This is a genomic window from Kitasatospora sp. NPDC004799 (genome assembly GCF_040609095.1).
Taxonomy (GTDB): Bacteria; Actinomycetota; Actinomycetes; order Streptomycetales; family Streptomycetaceae; genus Kitasatospora.
This window is the reverse complement of sequence record NZ_JBEXJK010000039.1, coordinates 1-19,547: the sequence shown is the minus strand read 5'-3', so window position 1 is coordinate 19,547 and position 19,547 is coordinate 1. Positions and strand designations below refer to the sequence as shown.

General features: G+C 76.0%; 11 protein-coding genes and 1 pseudogene. 6 read left to right on the top strand and 6 right to left on the bottom strand.

Annotation, left to right across the window (positions count from 1 at the left end; translation table 11 throughout):
* The first annotated feature begins 32 nt into the window (after positions 1-32).
* Positions 33-2,150, top strand: a complete 2,118-nt coding sequence (locus ABZW03_RS08205; RefSeq protein WP_355253817.1) for a beta-galactosidase — start codon at positions 33-35, stop codon at positions 2,148-2,150.
* 105 nt (positions 2,151-2,255) lie between these two features.
* Here the strand turns inward: ABZW03_RS08205 and ABZW03_RS08200 are convergent, their stop codons facing one another.
* The 3 genes from ABZW03_RS08200 to ABZW03_RS08190 all read right to left on the bottom strand — a co-directional run bounded on the left by ABZW03_RS08200 (position 2,256) and on the right by ABZW03_RS08190 (position 4,652).
* Positions 2,256-2,552 (bottom strand): hypothetical protein, encoded by a 297-nt coding sequence (locus ABZW03_RS08200; protein ID WP_355253815.1) that lies wholly within the window; start codon positions 2,550-2,552, stop codon positions 2,256-2,258.
* A gap of 299 nt (positions 2,553-2,851) precedes the next feature.
* Positions 2,852-3,904 (bottom strand): TIGR03617 family F420-dependent LLM class oxidoreductase, encoded by a 1,053-nt coding sequence (locus tag ABZW03_RS08195; protein ID WP_355253813.1) that lies wholly within the window; start codon positions 3,902-3,904, stop codon positions 2,852-2,854.
* Positions 3,905-4,007: 103 nt separating this feature from the next.
* On the bottom strand, positions 4,008-4,652 hold the full coding sequence (locus ABZW03_RS08190; protein ID WP_355253811.1) for a TetR family transcriptional regulator C-terminal domain-containing protein: 645 nt from the start codon (positions 4,650-4,652) through the stop codon (positions 4,008-4,010).
* Between the two features lie 113 nt (positions 4,653-4,765).
* Here ABZW03_RS08190 and ABZW03_RS08185 point away from each other — a divergent pair, with 113 nt between their 5' ends.
* The 5 genes and pseudogenes from ABZW03_RS08185 (at position 4,766) to ABZW03_RS08165 (ending at position 14,446) form a co-directional block, all read left to right on the top strand.
* Complete coding sequence (locus ABZW03_RS08185; RefSeq protein ID WP_355253809.1) at positions 4,766-6,322, top strand: carboxylesterase family protein; 1,557 nt, start codon at positions 4,766-4,768, stop codon at positions 6,320-6,322.
* Positions 6,323-6,330: 8 nt separating this feature from the next.
* Positions 6,331-7,134, top strand: a pseudogene (locus ABZW03_RS08180) (enoyl-CoA hydratase/isomerase family protein); the annotation flags it as partial.
* Between the two features lie 69 nt (positions 7,135-7,203).
* The gene (locus ABZW03_RS08175; protein WP_355253807.1) at positions 7,204-7,437 is read left to right on the top strand and encodes an MbtH family protein; all 234 of its coding nucleotides are present in this window, start codon (positions 7,204-7,206) and stop codon (positions 7,435-7,437) included.
* On the top strand, positions 7,434-9,476 hold the full coding sequence (locus ABZW03_RS08170) for an ABC transporter ATP-binding protein (protein WP_355253805.1): 2,043 nt from the start codon (positions 7,434-7,436) through the stop codon (positions 9,474-9,476). The genes ABZW03_RS08175 and ABZW03_RS08170 overlap by 4 nt, the downstream gene beginning before the upstream one ends.
* On the top strand, positions 9,476-14,446 hold the full coding sequence (locus ABZW03_RS08165; RefSeq protein ID WP_355253803.1) for an amino acid adenylation domain-containing protein: 4,971 nt from the start codon (positions 9,476-9,478) through the stop codon (positions 14,444-14,446). The genes ABZW03_RS08170 and ABZW03_RS08165 overlap by 1 nt, the downstream gene beginning before the upstream one ends.
* A gap of 109 nt (positions 14,447-14,555) precedes the next feature.
* Here ABZW03_RS08165 and dpgD read toward each other — a convergent pair whose 3' ends face one another.
* From dpgD to ABZW03_RS08150, 3 genes are all read right to left on the bottom strand, one after another.
* Positions 14,556-15,380, bottom strand: a complete 825-nt coding sequence (gene dpgD, locus ABZW03_RS08160) for an enoyl-CoA-hydratase DpgD (RefSeq protein ID WP_355253801.1) — start codon at positions 15,378-15,380, stop codon at positions 14,556-14,558.
* Between the two features lie 71 nt (positions 15,381-15,451).
* Positions 15,452-17,002 carry a hypothetical protein gene (locus tag ABZW03_RS08155; protein WP_355253799.1) on the bottom strand — a complete coding sequence of 517 codons (1,551 nt, stop codon included), beginning with the start codon at positions 17,000-17,002 and terminating at the stop codon, positions 15,452-15,454.
* Positions 16,999-19,062, bottom strand: a complete 2,064-nt coding sequence (locus ABZW03_RS08150; RefSeq protein ID WP_355253797.1) for a hypothetical protein — start codon at positions 19,060-19,062, stop codon at positions 16,999-17,001. The genes ABZW03_RS08155 and ABZW03_RS08150 overlap by 4 nt, the downstream gene beginning before the upstream one ends.
* Positions 19,063-19,547 lie beyond the last annotated feature (485 nt).

Sequence of the window (19,547 nt, the reverse complement as noted above, 5' to 3'; positions counted from 1 at the left end):
AGCCGGGGCTCCCCACGTCCCGAGGTGCACCCATGGTCCCACTGCCCCCGCACGTGCTGTTCGGCGCCGCCTACTACCCCGAGTACCAGCCGTACGAGCGGCTGGAGGAGGACCTCGACCTGATGGCCGAGGCGAAGTTCACCGTCATCCGGGTCGGCGAGTCGGTCTGGTCGACCTGGGAGCCGGAGAGCGGCCGGTTCGCGCTGGACTGGCTCGCCCCGGTGCTCGACGGCGCCCACCGGCGCGGCATCGCCGTCGTCCTCGGCACCCCCACCTACGCGGTGCCGCCGTGGCTGGCCCGGCAGTACCCGGAGATCGTCACCGAGCAGGCGACCGGCCGGCGGATGGGCTGGGGCGCCCGCCAGGAGGCCGACTTCTCCCACCCCGCCTTCCGGTACCACGCCGAACGCGTCACCCGGGCGGTCCTCGACCGCCACGCCGCGCACCCGGCCGTCATCGGCTTCCAGGTCGACAACGAGCCCGGCCTGCGCCTGCCGCACAACCACGGCGTCTTCCAGCGCTTCGTCGACCACCTGCGGCACACCTACGGCGACGTGGAGGCCCTCAACCGGGAGTGGGGCCTGGTCTACTGGTCCCACCGGCTCTCCACCTGGGCCGACCTGTGGCGGCCCGACGGCAACCAGCAGCCGCAGTACGACGTCGCCTGGCGGGCCTTCCAGGCGCGCCTGACCACCGAGTTCGTCGCCTGGCAGGCCGGCATCGCGCGCGAGTACGCCCGCCCCGACCAGTTCGTCACCACCTGCCTCGCCTACGAACACCCCGCGCTGGAGGACGACGAGATCACCGACGCCCTGGACGTCACCGCCGGCAACCCGTACTACGACATGCAGGACGCCCTGACGCTGCCCGATCCGACGCCGGACGACCACGTGCAGGAGTGGAAGACCACCGGCGTCTGGGCCCTGTACCGGAGCGCCGACCGGATCCACTCCTCGCGCCAGGAGCCGTTCCTGGTCACCGAGACCAACGCCCAGGCCGTCGGCGGCACCTCGGACAACCGGCCCGCCTTCGACGGCCAATGGCGCCAGGCCGCATGGGCCCTGGTCTCCCGGGGCGCCCGGATGATCGAGTACTGGCACTGGCACACCCTGCACTTCGGTGCCGAGACCTCCTGGGGCGGCGTCCTCCCGCACAGCGGCAGGCCCGGCCGGGTGTACGCCGAACTCGCGCGGCTGGGCGCCGAGTTCGAGACGGCGGGCGCCCTGGTCGCCGGGATCGAGCCCGACGCCGACCTCGCGATGCTCTACTCGATGCCCAGCAAGTGGCTGATGCAGAAGCACCCGCCGCTCGCGACCGCCGACGGCGGCCCGGACCCGGACTCCTACCACGGGATCTTCGACCCGTTCTACCGCGGCGCCTTCGAGGCCGGCCGCCAGGTGCGGATCCTGCACGCCCGCCAGCTGCACGACGCCCGGGCGGAGCGGGTGGGCGTCGCGCCCCGGGACGCGGCGCGGCGCCACCCCGTGCTGGTCGTCCCCGGGCTGTACCTGGCCGAGGACTCCCTGCTCGACTGGCTCGCGGCCTACGCCGAGGCCGGCGGCCACCTCGTGCTCGGCCCGCGCACCGGCTACGCCGACCACGAGGCCCGCGTGCGCCACGAACCGGCCCCCGCCCGGCTCGCGACGGCGGCCGGTGCCTGGTACGACGAGTTCAGCAACCTCTCGGCCGGCCTGCCGGTGCACGCCGCCCCCGGCAGCCCGCTGGCACTGCCCGGCGACGCGACCGCGACCCGCTGGGTGGAGGGCCTCAACGCCGTCGACGCCACGGTGCTGGCCGGGTACGACCACCCGCACTTCGGCCGCTGGCCCGCCGTCACCACCCGTCGGCACGGCACGGGCCGGGTGACCTGCGTCGGCACCGTACCGGGCCGCGGCCTCGCCCGGGCGCTGGCCCGCTGGCTGGCCCCCGTCCCCGTGCACGGCTGGCCGGACCTGCCCGAGCCCGTCACCGCGGCCACCGGAACGTCCGCGGACGGGCGCCGCGTCCATGTCGTCCACAACTGGGGCCGGCGGCCCTGCGAGGTCCGGACGCCCGAGGGCCTGACCGACGTCCTGGCCGGCACCCGGCTCGACCCCGGCACCCCGCTCCGGCTCGACGCCCAGGACGTGCGGGTCCTCGTCGCGGACTGAGGAACGTCCACGGGGCCGGTCCTCCTCGCCCAGGCCCTCGGCATCGGCCTCGGCCTCACCCGGCAGCTGACCCCGCGCCGACCACGGCGGCGTCCCGGCGGGCGCTCAGCGGCCCTCGCCGCCGTCGTCCGGCACGGCCCGGAAGGTCCTCCAAACCAGTCCCCGGTCGCGGGCGCGGGCGGAGGAGGGCGCCTCGCCGGGCCAGGCGCCGAGGTACCAGAGGTGGACCAGCGCGTGCTCGTCGCGGACCTGGTGGGCCAGCGTGGTGCGGTGGTGCTCGTCCGCCATGCCGGTGGAGCGCAGCTCGGGCACGTCGAAGCCGGTCAGCTCGGCGCAGACGCGCAGGAACTCGTCCAGGTCGGCCAGGGCGTCGACGTACCTGTTCGCGACGGGTCCCAGCACTCCGCCAGGTCGTAGTCGGCCGGGCGGTCGTCGGACACGGACACGCGGGCACCCCCAGGATGGGCAACGGGCGGCCGAGGCGTGACAGGCCGTCCGGCGCAACGGACCGTACGGCGCGACAGGCCCCGCGGCACGGCTGGCCCGGGGCGCCGATCCTCGCCGGACGCCCCGGCCCGCCACCGCGATCCTGCCGCCTGTCCTCACCCCGGGAACCGCGTTGCGCGAATCTGCCCGGACTTCGTCGCCGCTTGCCCGGCCGGCCGCCCGGGACGATCACCCGGCGTCCGCTTCCGCCCGGTTCAGCCGCGCCCCAGCGCCCGCACCGCCGCCAGGACGTCCAGGCCCAGCTCGGGGTCGGCGTCCTCGGGCAGGCTGACGGACAGCCGGGTGACCAGGCCCGTGTACCGGCGGTGGATCTCCCGGGCGACCTCCTCGACCGGCCCGCTGACCGCGAAGGTGTCGAACACCTCGTCGTCGATCAGCGCGGCCATCTCCGCCCAGCGCCCGCGCACCGAGTGGGTGTGCAGCTCCTCCTGGAGGCCCTCCCAGCCGTGCTGCGCCAGCACCGGGCGGTAGGCCGGCGTGGAGGCGTAGAAGGCGAGCCGCTCGCGGGTGGCCGCCCGGTTGGCCGCCAGCTCCTCCTCGGTGCGGCCGGTGGCGGTGAGCACGCTGCCGACGACCTCGAACGGCCGCTCCGTCCACCCGGCGCCCTCCGCCTCGGCCCGGGCCCGCTCCTCGGTGAGGCCGGGCAGCACCTGCTCGGCCAGGTAGGCGGTGGAGGTGAACGGGTGGCTCAGGAAGCCGTCGGCCACCGCCCCGGCGGTCCGGGTCATCAGCGGCCCGACGCCGGCCAGCAGGATGCGCGGCACCCCGGACGGGACCGGGTCCGGCGAGAACACCGGCGTCATCACCGTGTGGGTGTAGAACTCGCCCCGGAAGCGCAGCCGTTCGCCGGTCTGCCAGCTGTGCCAGATCGCCCGCACCGCGTGGACGTACTCGCGCATCCGGGCGGCCGGACGGTCCCAGGGCATCCCGAAGCGCTTCTCGATGTGCGGCTTGACCTGCGAGCCCAGTCCGATGACGGCCCGTCCGCCGGAGGCCGCGTGCAGCCCCCAGGCCTGGTAGGCGAGCGTCATCGGGGTCCGGGCGAAGGCCACCGCGATGCCGGTGGCCAGCTCGATCGACTCGGTCCGGTCGGCCGCGCGGGCGAGCTGGAGGAACGGGTCGTACGCGGTCTCGGCGACCACCAGGCGGTCCATGCCCCGGCGTTCGGCCTGCTCGGCGGCGTCCAGGATGCCCGCCGGGTGTCCGGAGGCGGTGGCGTCGAGGCGGAGGGCGGCGGGTCGGTCCATGGCGGTGCTCCTGGTCGCGGGCGGCGGTGCTACCCGGGTAGCCTGCCACGCCCCGGCCCGGGCTCCGGACGGGCGGCCGGCACCTGGCCGCCCGTCCTGCCCGTCACCCCGCCGCCGCGCGCCCCGCCGCGCCCGTACCGCCCGTACCGCCCGGCGGCGCGAACAGCCGGTCCAGGTGCCGGTCGACGGCCGTGAGCACGGCGGCGGGCCCGACCACGTCCAGCTCCAGCAGGGTGGTGAACCCGGTGAGCGCGAGCAGCAGGTCCGTCTCCACCACCGGGTCGCGGTCGGCCGCCAGGTGCCCGTCCGCGACGGCCTGCCGGACCACCTGCTCGACCATCGCCCGGCCCCGGAGCAGGCCGTCGCGCGCCCGCGCGTGGACCTCCTCGTCGTGCAGCGCCTCCAGCACGTAGGCGGCGCTCATCCGGCTGGTCGCCCGCGCGTCGGGGTGCAGGGGCAGCAGCTCGACCAGCATCACCCGCAGCACCTCCCGCGGGTGCGGCCGCTCGCCGAGCGCCCCCATCTCCCGGCCGACCCGCAGCGCGCTCTGCTCCCCGGCGAGGTCCATCGCGAAGGAGAGCAGCTGCGCCCGGGAGCCGAAGTAGTGCTGGAGCTGCCCGAGCGAGATCCCGGCCTCCTGCGCGACCTCGCGCATCGTCAGGTGCGTGGCGCCGCGCCGCTCCACGACCCGCCACAGCGCGCGGGCGATCGTCTCGCGGCGTTCCCGGTGGTCGACCTGCTTCGGCATGGGCGGCGGCTCCTTGATGATCTTTGTCCGCATCCTACGGACTCTTTTCCATACACTTGACATAATACAACTGACCGATAACGTGGGACCCATCCCGAGGGAGGAGTGTCCCCATGTCAGAGCACCCCGTCGTCCGCACCGCCGAAGGACGCGTCCGCGGCCGCTGGGAGCCGCGGCGCGGACCGGAGCCGCAGCGCGCGCCTGAGCGGCACCCGGAGCAGCGGCAGGGCCACCGGGGCGGCCCGGACCTCGCGGTCTTCCGCGGCATCCGCTACGCCCAGCCGCCCGTCGGCGCCCTCCGCTTCGCCGCGCCCGTCGAGCCCGAGTCCTGGGACGGCGTCCGCGACGCGGTCGCCTTCGGCCCCGTCGTCCCGCAGTCCGGCCCGCTGCCCGCCGGGGCCGCCCAGGCCTCCGACGACACCGACTGGCTGACGCTCAACGTGTGCACGCCCGACCCGGGCGCGGCCGGGCTGCCGGTCCTGTTCTGGATCCACGGCGGCGGGTACATGTCCGGGACCTCCGGCGACCCGCTGTACGACCCGACCGCGCTGGCCTCCGCCGGGCTGGTCGTGGTGAGCGTCAACTACCGGGTGGGCGCCGAGGGCTTCGCGCTGCTGGAGGGCGCCCCGGCCAACCGGGCCTTCCTGGACCAGATCGCCGCGCTGCGCTGGGTGCGGCGCAACATCGCCCGGTTCGGCGGGGACCCGGCCCGGGTGACCGTCGCCGGGCAGTCCGCGGGCGCCGGATCGGTCGCCGCCCTGCTGGCGACGGACGCCGCCCGCGGCCTGTTCCGGCGGGCCGTCGCCCACACCGTGCCGGGCAACCACTGCACCCCCGCCCTGGCCGCCGAGGTCACCGCCGAGCTGGCGAAGCTGCTCGGCACGGCCCCCACCGCCGCCGCGCTGGCCGAGGTGCACCCCTGGCGCCTGGCCTCGGCGGTCACCGAGCTCGGCACCGCGCTGCCGGCGCACCTCGCGCGGTGGGGCCGGCTGGCGCAGAGCGGCATCGCCACCGTCCCGGTGGTCGACGGCGAGGTCCTGCCCGGTTCCCCGTGGTCGGCGCTCACCGACGGCGTCGAGCTGCTGGCCGGCCACACCCGGGACGAGTTCCGGCTGTTCAGCGTCCTCAGCGGCCGGCACGGGAACTTCACCGAGGAGGAGGCCCGGACGGCGCTGGACCTGCTCGCCCCGCCGGGCGGGCCGGAGGCCTACCGGGCCGCCCTCCCGGGGGCGACACCCTCCGAACTCCTCGAGGCCGTCAGCGCCGATGCCCTGTTCCGGGTGCCGTCGCTGCGGCTCGCCGAGGCCAACGCGGCGGCCGGCGGCACCTCGTACCTCTTCGAGCTCGCCCTGCCCGCCCCCGCCATCGGCGGCGTCTTCGGCGCCTGCCACGGCCTGGACGTGCCGCTCGCCTTCGGCAGCCTGGACAGCCCGACGGCACGGCACTTCCTCGGGGACCGGCCCCCGGCCGAGGTGGTCCGGGTCTCGGCGGAACTGCGGCGGGCCTGGGTCCGGTTCGCCACCACCGGGGACCCGGGGTGGCCCGCCTTCGACCCGGACGAGCAGCTCACCAGGGCCCTGGACGCCCGTTCGGAGACCGTCCGCTACCCGGAGCAGGCCGCCCGCCGGATCTGGGCGGGGCACCCGCTCACCGCCTACGACCTGCGCTGACCGGGCCCCTGGAGCGCACCGACGGGGTCGCCCGGATCACCATGTGCGCCGGGGACCGCCTCAACGCCGAGGACGAGCAGCAGGTCGACGACATGGAGACCGCCGTCGACCTCGCGCTGCTGGACCCGGCGTGCGAGATCGGGCTGATCCGGGGCGGCGAGATGACCCACCCGCGCTACGCCGGGCGCCGGGTGTTCAGCGCCGGGATCAACCTCAAGCGCCTGCACGCGGGCGAGATCACGCTGGCCGGCTTCCTGCTGCGCCGCGAACTCGGCTACCTCCGGAAGCTGCTGCTGGGCCTGCGCACGGACGAGCCGTCCTGGCGCTACCCGTTCACCGACCTGCCGTGGGTGGCCGCGGTGGACGGCTTCGCGATCGGCGGCGGCATGCAGCTGCTGCTCGCGGTGGACCACGTGCTCGCGGCCTCCGACGCCTACCTGAGCCTGCCGGCCGCGCAGGAGGGGATCGTCCCCGGCGCGGCCGACTTCCGCCTCCCCGCGGTCACCGGCCCCCGGCTGGCCCGGCAGATCATCCTCGGCGGCCGGCGGGTGCGCGCCACCGACCCCGAGGCCCGCACCCTGGTCGACCGCGTCGTCGACCCGGCCGACCTCGACGCGGCCGTCGAGCACGCCCTCGAACTGCTGCGCGACCCGGCCGTCACCGCCAACCGCCGCATGGTGAACCTCGCCCTGGAGCCGGCCGACGGCTTCCGCGCCTACATGGCGGAGTTCGCCGTCCAGCAGGCGCTGCGCATCCACGCGGCGGACGTGCTCGGCAAGGCCGGCCGCTTCACGGCCCGCCCGCCCGGGTGACGCCCCGCCGGGCCCCCGCACTCCCCCGCCGCCGCCGGCGGCCGGCCCCCGAACCCCGAGGAGACCGAGATGACCAGCCCGTTCGACGACCCCGACGCCGCCTACCTGGTGCTCGTCAACCCCCGCGGCCAGTACTCGCTGTGGCCCGCCTTCGCGCAGGTGCCCCCCGGGTGGCGGGTCGCCTTCGGCCAGGGCGCCCGGGACGAGTGCCTGGCCTTCGTCGACCGCACCTGGACCGACCAGCGCCCGCCGGCCGGCGCCCCGGTCACGGCCACCAACGGCAAGGAGGTCGCCGCACCATGATGGGCCCGGGCCCGCTGATCACGGTACGGGCGAACCCCGGCGACGAGGAGCAGGGCGCCCGGGGGCGGGTCAGGCCGGGCACCTCCCGGCGGGTCCTGCCCTACCTGCGGCCCTACCGCCGGCAGATCGCCGCGCTGCTGACCCTGACCGTGCTCGACGCCGTGATCACCGTCTCCACACCGCTGCTGTTCAAGGTCCTCATCGACCACGGCATCGTGCCCCACGACCGGGGCGTGGTGGCGGGCGCGGCCGGCGCGGTGGCGGGCCTGGCGCTGCTGCAGGCGCTGGTGGGCTTCCTGGTCAGCCGCAGTTCGGCGCGGATCGGCGAGGGGCTGATCTACGACCTGCGCACCGAGGTCTTCCAGCACGTGCAGAAGCAGCCGCTCGCGTTCTTCACCCGCACCCAGACCGGCTCGCTGGTGAGCCGGCTCAACACCGACGTGATGGAGGCCCAGCAGGCGGTCACCGTGCTGCTGTCCAACGTGCTCTCCAGCGTGCTGGTGCTGACCCTGGTGGTCGTCACGATCTTCTACCTGTCCTGGGTGGTCGGCCTGGTCGTGCTCGTCACGGTGCCGTTCTTCGTCCTGCCGGGCCGGGTGGTGGGCCGCCGGCTGCAGCGCAACCTGCGCACCTCGATGCAGCTGGACGCCGAACTCGGCTCGCTGATGCAGGAGCGCTTCAACGTGGCCGGCGCGCTGCTGGTCAAGCTGTACGGCCACCCGCACGGCGAGACCCGGCGGTTCGCCGACCGCGCGGCGCGGGTGCGCGACGTGCGCGTGGTCACCTCCGTCTACGCGCGGATGCTGCTGGTGACGGTGACCCTGCTGGCCTCGCTGGCCACCGCGGTGGTCTACGGCGTCGGCGGCGAGCTGGTGATCGACGGGGCCATCCAGATCGGCTCGCTGGTGGCGCTGGCCACCCTGCTGGCCCGGCTGTTCGGGCCCATCAACCAGCTGTCCAACCTGCAGTCGAACTACCTGACCGCGCTGGTCTCCTTCGACCGGCTCTTCGAGGTGCTGGACCTGAAGCCGCTGATCGTGGAGAAGCCCGGCGCCCTCGCGCTGCCCCCGCCCGGCCCGGACGGCGCCCCGGAGGTCGAGTTCGAGGACGTCTCCTTCCGCTACCCCCGGGCGGGCGAGGTCTCCCTCGCCTCGCTGGAGACGCTGTCGCTGCCCGCCCCCGAGCGCTCCGGCGACGCCCACGCGCTGCGCGGGGTCAGCTTCCGCGCCCCGGCCGGGCGGCTGACCGCGCTGGTCGGGCCCTCCGGCGCGGGCAAGACCACGGTCAGCCAGCTGGTGGCGCGGCTCTACGAGCCCACCGAGGGCACCGTGCGGATCGGCGGCCACGACGTGCGCGACCTGACCCTGGCCTCGCTGCACGCCACCGTCGGCATGGTCACCCAGGAGGCGCACATGTTCCACGACACCATCCGCGCCAACCTGCTCTACGCCAAGCCCGGCGCCGGCGAGGCGGAACTCGTCGAGGCCTGCCGGGCCGCGCAGGTCTGGGACGTGGTCTCCGCCCTGCCCGACGGCCTCGACACCGTCATGGGCGACCGCGGCTACCGCTTCTCCGGCGGCGAGAAGCAGCGCCTGTCGATCGCCCGGCTGCTGCTCAAGAAACCGTCCGTGGTCGTGCTCGACGAGGCCACGGCGCACCTGGACTCGGAGTCCGAGGCGGCCCTGCAGCGGGCCCTGTGGACGGCCCTGGCCGGCCGCACCGCCCTGGTGATCGCGCACCGGCTGTCCACGATCCGCGAGGCCGACCAGATCCTCGTGCTCAACGACGGGCGCGTGGTCGAACGCGGCCGGCACACCGAACTCGTCGACGCCGGCGGGCTGTACGCGGAGCTCTACCGCACCCAGTTCGCCGATCCGCCCGCGCCGCGCCCGGAGGCCCGGCCCCCGCAGGATCGGCGGTCCGCGAACGGCAGCGGCCACGGCGACCTGCCCCCGCTGCCGCCCGGCGGCGGGCCGCTGCGCGTGCTGCCCCCGCCCGAGACGGCGGGCAACCCCGGCCAACCCGAACGGAGAGTGTGATGACCCAGTTGACGGTCGAGGACGTCTGGCCGCTGTCCCCGCTGCAGGAGGGACTGCTGTTCCACGCCTCGTACGACCAGGACGCGCCCCGGGACGTCTACGTGGGGCAGCGCATCCTCAACCTCGACGGCCCGCTGCGGCCCGACGTGCTCCAGGCGTCCTGGCAGGCCCTGCTGGAGCGGCACGCGAGCCTGCGGGCCGGCTTCCGCTCCCGCGCGGCCGGCGACACCGTCCAGGTGATCGCCAAGGGCGTACGGATCCCGTGGACCTACGCCGACCTCGCCGACCTCGGCGAGCAGGAGGCCGAGGCGGAGGCGGCCCGGCTGGCCGCGGTCGACGCCCGGCGCTTCGACCTCGGCGTGCCGCCGCTGCTGCGGGTGCTGCTGCTGCGGGCCGGCCCCGACCGGCACCGGATGGTGGTGACGATGCACCACATCCTGATGGACGGCTGGTCGCTGCCGATCCTGTTCGGCGAGCTGTGGGCGCTGTACGGCAGCGACGGCGACCCCTCGGTGCTGCCGAAGGTGCCGCCGTACCGCGACTACCTGGCCTGGCTGGTGCGCCGGGACAAGGACGCCGCGCGCGAGGCCTGGCGCACGATGCTGGCCGGCACCGAGGGCCCCACCCTGGTGGGGCCCGGCGACCGCGGCGGCCCGCCGGTGATGCTGCGGCACGCGATCGACCGGCTCGGCGACGACCTCGCGGAGCGGCTGCGGGAGACGGCCCGCGCCTCCGGGGTGACCCTCAACCGGGTCTTCCAGGTCGCCTGGGCGCTGCTGGTGGGCAAGCTGTCCGGCCGGCTGGACCCGGTCTTCGGCGCGACCGTCTCCGGCCGCCCGGCCGAGGTGCCGCAGGCGGACCGGATGGTCGGGCTGTTCATCAACACCGTGCCGGTGCGGGTGCGCCTGGACCCGGCCCTGCCCTTCCGCGAGGCCATGACGGCGCTGCAGGACCAGCAGGCCGCCCTGCTGGACCACCAGCAGCTGAGCCTGCCCGAGATCCAGCGGGCCGGCGGGCCGGGCGCGGTCTTCGACACCCTGATGGTCTTCCAGAACTACCCGCGCGGGCCGATGGTGGCCCCGTCGATGCGCGCGGCCGTGCCCGAGGGCCCGCCCGGGGCGGCGGGGCCCGAGCCCCCCTCGCCGCCGGGCGAGGGCCTGGGCGGCACGGCGCTGCGCAGCGGGCGGCAGAGCGGCGGCCCGCTGCCGCACGGGCCGGACGAACCGGCGGGACCCGGGCCGCACGGGCCGGGGCCCGAGGGGCCTGACGGGCCCGGGCCGCAGGGCCCGCCGCCCTCCCCGCTCGGGCCGGGCCCGGTGGGCCTGCGGATCTCCGCGGGCGGCGGCGAGGAGGCCGCCCACTACCCGCTGACCGTCGTGGTCACCCCGACCGACGACATCGAGCTGCGGCTGGACTACCGCCCCGACCTGTTCGACGAGCGCACCGCCCGCGGCCTGGTCGACCGGATGGTGCGGATCCTGCACCAGGTCGCCGAGGACCCCGGCGTGCCGCTGGGCCGGCTCGACGTGCTGACCGGCGACGAGCGCCAGGGCCTGGGCGGGGCCGGGAACGCGACCCTGCGCGAGCTGCCGGGCGCCTCCCTCGCCGAGCTGTTCGAGCGGCAGGCGCGCCGCACCCCGCAGGCGGTCGCCGTGGTCGCCGGGGAGCGCGAGCTGACGTACGCCGAGCTGGACCGGCGGGCGGACCGGCTGGCGCACCGGCTGGCCGCGCTCGGCGCCGGCCCGGAGACGCTGGTCGGCGTGGTCGCCGAGCGCTCCCCCGAGCTGGTCGCCGCGCTGCTGGCGGTGGTGAAGACCGGCGCCGCGTACCTGCCGATGGACGGCGCCCACCCGGCCGCCCGGCTGGGCGCGGTGGCGGCGCAGGCGGGCGCGGCCGTCGTGCTGGTCGACGGGCCGAACGCGCGCCGCGGCCTGGCCGACGACGCGCTGTTCGCCCCCGCCCAGGTGCTCCCCCTGGAGTCCGTCGCGGCCGACGGCGACGGGCCCGACGAGCCCTTCCCGCCGGTGCCGGTGCGGCCGGAGAACCTGATGTACGTCATCTACACCTCCGGGTCCACCGGCGTGCCGAAGGGCGTCGCGGTGACCTACGGCAGCGTGGTGGCGTTCTGCCTGGACGCGTGCTGGTCCGCCGAGACCCTCGAACGGGTGCTGGTGCAGGCCAACCACGCCTTCGACGCCTCCACCTACGAGATCTGGACCACGCTGCTGCACGGCGGCCGGCTGGTGCTGGTGCCCCCCGGGGACATCGACACGGTCGAGCGCGGCCGGCTGATCGCGGCCCAGCGGGTGACGAGCGTGCACGCCACGGCGGGGCACTTCCGGGTGCTCGCCGAGCAGGCCGCGCACATCTTCGACGGGGTGCGCGAGGTGTCCACCGGCGGCGACGTGGTCTCCGCGAACGCCGTCCGGACGCTGCTGCGCTCCCACCCCGGCCTGGTGGTGCGCACCACCTACGGCCCGACCGAGTCCACGGCCTTCGCCACCCAGCTGCCCTTCACCGACCCGGAGGCGGTGCCCGACGCGGTGCCGCTGGGCCGGCCGATGGACAACACCCGGGTGTTCGTCCTGGACGCGTTCCTCAAGCCGGTGCCGGTCGGCATGACGGGCGAGCTCTACCTGGCCGGGGCCGGGCTGGCCCGCGGCTACCTCGGCCGCCCGGCGCTCACCGCGGAGCGCTTCGTCGCCTGCCCCTTCCCCGCCGAGGGCGAGCCCGAGGGCGCCCGGATGTACCGCACCGGCGACCTGGCGCAGTGGACCGAGGACGGGCAGCTGCTCTTCCTCGGCCGCGCCGACCAGCAGCTCAAGATCCGCGGGTTCCGGATCGAGCCGGCCGAGATCGAGGCGGTGCTCGCCGCGCACCCGGACGTCGCCCAGGCGCTGGTGGTCGCGGTCGAGGACGGCGCCGGCCACAAGCGGCTGGCCGGGTACGTGGTGCCGGCCGCCGACGGGCAGGCCTCCCCCGACCCGCGGGCGCTGGAGGAGTACCTCGCCGGGAAGCTGCCCGACTACATGGTCCCGGCCTCGGTGACGGTGCTGGAGGCGCTGCCGGTGACGGTGAACGGCAAGGTCGACCGGGCCGCCCTGCCGCGGCCGGACTTCTCCGGCCGCACGGTGGGGCGGGCCGCGGCCACCGACACCGAGGAGCTGCTGTGCCGGCTCTTCGCCGAGGTGCTCGGCCTGGAGCGGGTGGGGGCGGAGGACTCCTTCTTCGCCCTCGGCGGCGACTCGATCACCTCGATGCTGCTGGCCGGGCGGGCCCGCAAGGCCGGCCTGACGGTGACCCCGCGCCAGGTCTTCGAGCTGCGCACCCCCGCGGAGCTGGCGCACGTCGCCGTCCCGGTCGACGACACGGCGCCGGAGCGCGCCGAGGACGTCCCCACCGGCCCGGTCCCGTTGACCCCGGTGATGCACGAGATCGCGGCCCGTACGGGCTCGGCGGCGCGCGCGGGCAGCCAGGCGATGGTGCTGACCGCGCCGCCCGGGCTGACCGTTCAGCGGCTGGCCGCCGTGCTGCGGGCGGTCGCCGGGCGCCACGACGTGCTGCGGGCCCGGCTGGAGGAGGACGGCGGGGCGGCGGACGCGCGGCTGGTGGTCCCCGAACCCGGCGCGCCCGCCCCCGCGGTGGACCCGGTGGCCCGGGTGGCGGCGGACGGCCTGGACGGGGAGGCGCTGGAGGCGCTGCTGGAGGAGCAGGCCGCCGTCGCCGAGGCCGCCCTCGCGCCGCGCGACGGGGTGATGCTGCGGGCGGTGCTCGTCGACCGCGGCGCCGGGCTCGACGCCCTCGTCCTGCTGGTCGCCCACCACCTGGTGATCGACGGCGTCTCCTGGCGGGTGCTGCTGCCCGACCTGGCGCTGGCGCACACCGCCCTGGAGACCGGGGACGCCGAGGCGGCGCGGGCGGCGGTCGCCGCCGAGCCGACCTCCTTCCGCCGCTGGGCGACCGCCCTGGCGGAGCTGGCCCGGGCGCAGCGGACGGTGGACGAGCTGCCGGTGTGGCGGCGGATGCTCGACCGGGTCGAGCCGCCGCTGGCCGGCCGACCGCTGGACCCGCGCACGGACACCGTGGGCGGCGGGCTGTCCCGCGCCGAGCTGACCGTCCCGGCGGCGACGGCCGGGCCGCTGCTGGCGGCGCTGCCGGCCGCGTACCACGCGGGCGTGGACGACGTGCTGCTGGCGGGGCTGGCCGCGGCGCTGGACGAGTGGCTGCGGGCGCGCGGTCGGCCGGTGCCGGAGGGCTTCCTGGTCGACCGGGAGGCGCACGGCCGGGTGCCGCTGTCCGAGTCCATGGACCTGACCCGGACCGTCGGCTGGTTCACCGCGGTGCACCCGGCGTGGCTGGAGACCGGGCCGGTGGACCCGGCGGAGGTCCGGGCGGGCGGCGCGGACGCCGCGCGGCTGATCAAGCGGATCAAGGAGCAGTTGCGGCAGCGGCCGGGCGACGGGCTGGGCTACGGCCTGCTGCGGTACGCGAATCCGGCCACCCGGGCGGTGCTGGAGCCGCTCGCGGTGCCGCAGATCGGGTTCAACTACCTGGGCCGGTTCGGCGGTCCGGGGCAGGACGGGGGCGCCCGGGGCGGCGCGGGGCCGGGGCCGGTGGAGGCCGGGCGCGGCGGCGCGCGGGCGTGGACGCCGGCGCCCGGGCACGGGTCGCCGGAGGGCGGGGTCGACGCCTCGACGCCGCTGCGGCACGTGCTGGAGATCAACGGCGCGGCGCGGGACCTGCCGGACGGCCCCGAACTGCGCTTCGTCCTGGAGTCGCCGCGCGGGCTGCTGACCGGGGAGGAGCTCGGCGACCTCGCCGGGCGCTGGCAGGCCGTGCTCGAAGGGCTGGTCCGGCACGCCTCCGAGGGCCCCGGAGGTCACACCCCGTCGGACTTCTCGCTGATCTCGCTCGGTCAGGAGGACATCGACGAGTTCGAATCCGCCTTCGGCGGCGCGGCCGGCGACTGACCCGGCCCCGGCGGCGCTCCGCGGCGGAGCGGGGTGGAGTCCCCCGGCCCGGTCAGGCCCGACGACGGGCCGGGCCGGGGGATCTGCGGCCGGTGCGGTGCGGGCCCGTTCAGTGCCCGCGCCACACCGGTGGGCGCTTCTCGGCGAAGGCGCGCGGCCCCTCCCGGGCGTCCTCGCTGGCCCGGCGGACCTGCTCCCAGTGGTAGCGGGTGGTGAAGGCCTGTTCCAGCGGGAGGTCCAGCGAGCGCAGCACGGCCTCCTTGAGGGCGCGCTGGGACAGCGGTGCGCAGCGCAGCAGGTCGGCGGTCCAGCGGTCGACGCAGGCGTCCAGTTCGTCGTCCGGGACGGCCTCGTTGACCAGGCCGAAGGCCAGGGCCTGGGCGGCGGTCATCCGGTGGCCGGTGAGGAGGTAGCCCATCGCGGCCTTGAGCGGGATCTGCCGGGCGAGCCGGAAGGCGCCGCCGGCGCCGGGGACGAGTCCGAGGGCGGCCTCGGGCAGGGCGAAGACGGCGCTGTGGGCGGCGATCACCAGGTCGCAGGCGAGGACCAGTTCGAAGCCGCCGCCGAGGGCGTAGCCGCGGACCCGGGCGAGGACGGGTTTGGTCAGGGTGAAGCGGTCGGTCAGGCGCGGGGCGCCGGGCCGGCCGGTGGATCCGAAGGTGGTGGGTTCGGCGCCCTCGCGGTCGAGCCGGGCGCGTTCGGTGAGGTCCTGGCCGACCGAGAAGGCGCGCTCGCCGGCGCCGGTGAGCACGACCAGCCGTACCCGGTCGTCGCGTTCGACCTCGTCCCAGACCGCGCCGAGTTCGGCGTGCATCCGCTGGTCCATCGCGTTGAGCACCCGGGGGCGGTTCAGCGTCACGCGGGCGACGTGTCCGGCCCGTTCGTAGAGCACGGGCCGTTCCTCCGTCGCGGCGGCCTGGTTCTCGGCGTCCACGCGGGCAGGCTACCGGCGGGGGCGGGCGCTTTCGCGGATGCCGGTGCCGTGGCCGCGGTGCCGTGGCCCGGTCAGCCGTCGCCGCCGATCGAGCAGTTGGCGTCGGGGGCGTGGCCGAGGGGCCAGGCGAGGGCGTCCAGGACGGCGTTGCGGGTGGCCGGGTCGAGGTGGACGATCGGCACGGCCTTGTTGTACGGGTTGCCGTACTGGTCGAGGCAGATCCAGCCGCTCGCGCCGTCGACCCGGCTGGTGCCGTGCAGGCGCCGCCAGCTCTGGACGACGTCGTCGGTGGAGGGGGTCTTCACGTCCCGCACGGTCTGGTTGCGGATGCCGGCGACGGCGGTGGAGACCGAGTCGTAGGTGATGATCACGCGGCCGTCGCGCAGGTCGGCGGGGCCGATCGCGTCGGGTGCCTTGGTGTCGGGCCTGTCCAGGAGGTCGGCCAGGTCCTTCGAGGCCTTCTTGGAGCCGCCGGTGGTGGCGGTGCTCCGCTCCCCCCAGGTGTCGGGGTGGGCGAGGGCGGTGTAGCGCACGGTGATGCCGGCTCCGGCGGTGAGGGAGTCCCACTTGTCGGCGAACTTCGCGTCGACCATCAGGGTGGAGGCGTGCGAGCCGGTGACGACGGTGTAGGGCTTGTTGCACTTGCGGTTGCCGAGTTCGACCAGGAACTGGCGCAGCTGCACCGGGCGGCCGGCGAAGTAGAGGGTGGTGGCGGCGGAGGTGCAGATGTTGGGCACCATCTGGTGGAAGTCGTTGGCGAGGTTGCCCTCGTCGTTGAAGTCGGGCGGCGACTGGTAGGTCTCGGGGGCGTTGGGGGCGCCCTTGGTGAGCTTCTCGAAGGTCTGGCGCAGGGTGGCGAGGTAGTTGTCGTTCTCGCGCGTGTCCTCGATCACCAGGGCCTCTTCGGGCCTGGTGTTCGCCCCGTACGAGCCGAGGGCGCCGGCCTGGTCGGAGTTGCCGGGGGCGATGCGGGCCAGGCCGGGGTAGCGGCGCGGGTCGGCGGCGGTGTTCCTGATGTCGTCCGCGGTCATCGGGCCGGCCACGACCGGGATGTGCTTGTCCGCGGTGAGGTAGCGCACGGCCTGCTCGGTCTCGGCGATGCTGATGTTGATGCCGGCGACGGCCCGCAGGTTCTGCGTGTCGTCGGCCGCGGCCCGGGCCAGCTGGTCGGCGACGGGGCGCCACTGCTGGTAGCCGCGGCCGGGGTTGGCCAGCACCAGCCGGATCGGGGGCCGGCGCTTGTCGCTGTTCGCGTCGTCGTTGGCCCAGTGCTGGGCCAGGTAGGCGCCCTGCACCTGTTCGACCAGCTCGCGCCGCTCGGCGGGCGCGTCGGAGGTCATCGGGATCATCAGCGCGACGGTGACGGGCGAGCTGTCGGCCACCCGGTCGTTCTCGGCCTTGATGCGGGCGCTGACCTGCTTCAGCTCGTCGGTGAAGACGTAGCCGCCGTCGGTGACGCCGACGCACTCGCGCTGCGGGCCGCGCCGCTCCACGCCGACGGCGCAGGAGGGGTCGTCGGCCAGCACGTACGTGTAGCCCAGGTAGCCGCCGGCGGCCAGGACGGCGACGGCCAGGACGATCACCAGCGCGCGGTTCAGGGGCCCGGAGGGCAGGAACCTCATGGTCGGGAGTCTCCTCGGATCGGGAGGTGGGGGGCCTGGACCCAGCGCCGCAGGAGCTGCGGCCAGGTCTCGTACGCCCGGAAGAACACCGCCTGGTGGGCGGCCCCGGCGAGCTGGGCCAGCGTGAGCAGTTGGAGCTGGACGCTGCCGATCAGCTGCTCGTCGGGCGGTGCGAGCGGGTGCGACTGCCGCCACAGGGCGTCGACGAGGAGCTCGACCGCCTGGTGGACGGGGATGTCGGTGGCCCCGCAGGCCGGGCAGTCCTCGGGCGGGGCGGCGACGGCGGCCAGGTTCCGGGGCGGGCGCGGCGCGGCGCAGACCAGGTTGAGGGCGGTGAGCCAGCCGGCCGTGTCCCGGTCGGCCAGGCGCCGGTGCAGGGCGCGGGCGACGGTGCCGGTGTCGAGGACGGCGAGCGAGTGGTGCAGGAAGCGCTCGTCGGGCGGGGCGGCGTCCGGCGGGGCGTAGTGGTCGCAGAGCGCCTCGTGGATGTCGTGCCAGCGGTCGGCGCCCGGGGTGGCTTCGAGCAGGGTGACCAGGTGGTGGCCGAGCAGGGCGCGCAGGGTGGGGTCGCCGACGAACGGCGCTCCGGTGCCCGGCCACGGGCGGGCGCCCCAGCGGTCGCGCTCCAGCAGCTGCCGGGTGGTCTGGACGCGCAGGGCGCCGTGGTCGCCGGGCGGGTGGTGGGCGTCGAGCGCGTGGGCGGCGTCCTCGTCCAGGGCCGGGGCGAAGTGGGCCAGGCGGGCCAGGGCGGTGGCGTCGGGGACCAGCAGGCGCAGCAGCCGCTCGTGCACCCGGGTGTCCGGCTCGTCGTCGGCCGGCAGGTCGAGCAGGGTGCGGGGGTCGGGGCTGTGCCCGAGGCGGACGGCCCGGCGGCCGGCCTGGACCAGGGCGTGGGCGATCCCGGCCCGGCCCGCGCTGAGGCGGTGGATCAGCTGGGCGGTGTCGGGCCCGGGGTGGTCGGTGCCGAACATCCAGGTGACCTCGTCGAGGGTCAGCTGGGCCAGCGGCAGCCGCAGGGTCCAGCCGGCGGCCGTCTGCGGCCGGTCGGTGCGCCAGAACGGGCCGGTGGCGTTGCGGGTCGTCGCGGCGGTGTCCTCCGGGTCGGGGGTGGCCGGCTCCGGGGCCAGGACGGTGACGACGACGCCGGGCCGGGTGCGGGCCGCCTCCTCGTGCCAGACCCGGGTCAGGGTGTCCAGGACGGGGCGGCCGAGCGGGGTGTGGGCGTTGTCCAGGAGCAGCAGGGGGCGCGGCAGCCGGTTCAGCAGGCGCAGCCGGGTGTAGTGGTCGTCGATGTCCGCGAGCAGGGCGGCCATCAGGTGGCGCTCGGCGCGTTCGCGGTCGTGCGGGTTGCCGCGGAAGCCCCGGGCGAGTTCGGAGAGCTGGACGTTGGCCTCGCCCTGGGCGCTGACCCGGCGTTCGGCCCACCAGCGCAGGCCGTGCTTGTTGGCGCGGGCGCCGAGCAGTTCGGTGGCGACGATGTCGGCGAGCGAGGCGACGACCTCGTTGACCCCGGGGCCCAGCCCGGCCGCGGTGCCGAGGTTCGGGGCGACCTGCCGGACCCATTTCGCCACCCGGTCGCGGCGGGCCTGGGCGTCGGGCTGGCTCTCGCGCAGCAGGCTCTCCAGGCGCCGGCCGGCCGCCTCCAGCTCGCCCAGGCCGACGGTCTGCCAGCTGGTGACGGCGAGCAGGCCCTGGGTGAGGCGGGGGAAGGACAGGCTCCCGCCGAACCGGTTCGCCCGCCGGCTCAGCTCGTAGCGCAGGTGGAAGAGCAGGTCCGAGGCGTGGGAGGCGTTGCTCAGGCGGGGGGCCTCGTTCTCGGCGGGCAGGGCGAGGCCGGGGCGGCCGAAGTCCGGGCGCCCGAGGTCCGCGTACGCCTGGGGCAGGTGCTCGGCGTACCGCTTCTCCAGGGTCTTCAGGAGGGTGGTCCGGCCGGTGAGCCGCCCGCCGGCGCACTCGATCAGCAGCGGGGTCCCGTCCGGGATGCGCAGCCGGGTGCCGTTGCCCGGCTCGGGCCCCGCCAGTTCGAGGCCGACCAGCGAGGGAACGACGGTCTCGAACACGGCCGCCCGTCCGTCCAGCACCACCGCGACCCCCCAGTCCCAGTCCTGCGGCGCGGCGGGAGTGCGCCGCGACGGATGGAGGATAGGGGAACCGGACGGTCCGTCACAGGTGTATCGCCGGAGGAATCCGTTCCCGGTCGCCGAATCGTGACTCTTCTGATGTTCAGTCAAGTCGCTTGTGTGGGCGTGGAGGTGGTGACGGCGGTGCGGGTGGGGGCGGTGGGGGCGGTGGTGCTCGCGGGGAGGGGCGGTGGCGGCGGGTCGGGCGGGGCGGTGGCCTCGGTCAGGGCCGGGGCGGGTGCAGGGGCTTCTCCCAGGGCAGAACGCTGCGGGGTTCCGCCGGGGCGCGGGGTCCCTAGGCTGGTGGGGTGAGCACTCATGCGTCGAACGAAGCCCGCGTCATCCCCCTGCGTCCGCAGGCCTCGCCGCCCGCGTCCGACGGGGCGTCCGGCGCCCCGCAGCGGGCGGAGGGCGCCCCGCAGGCG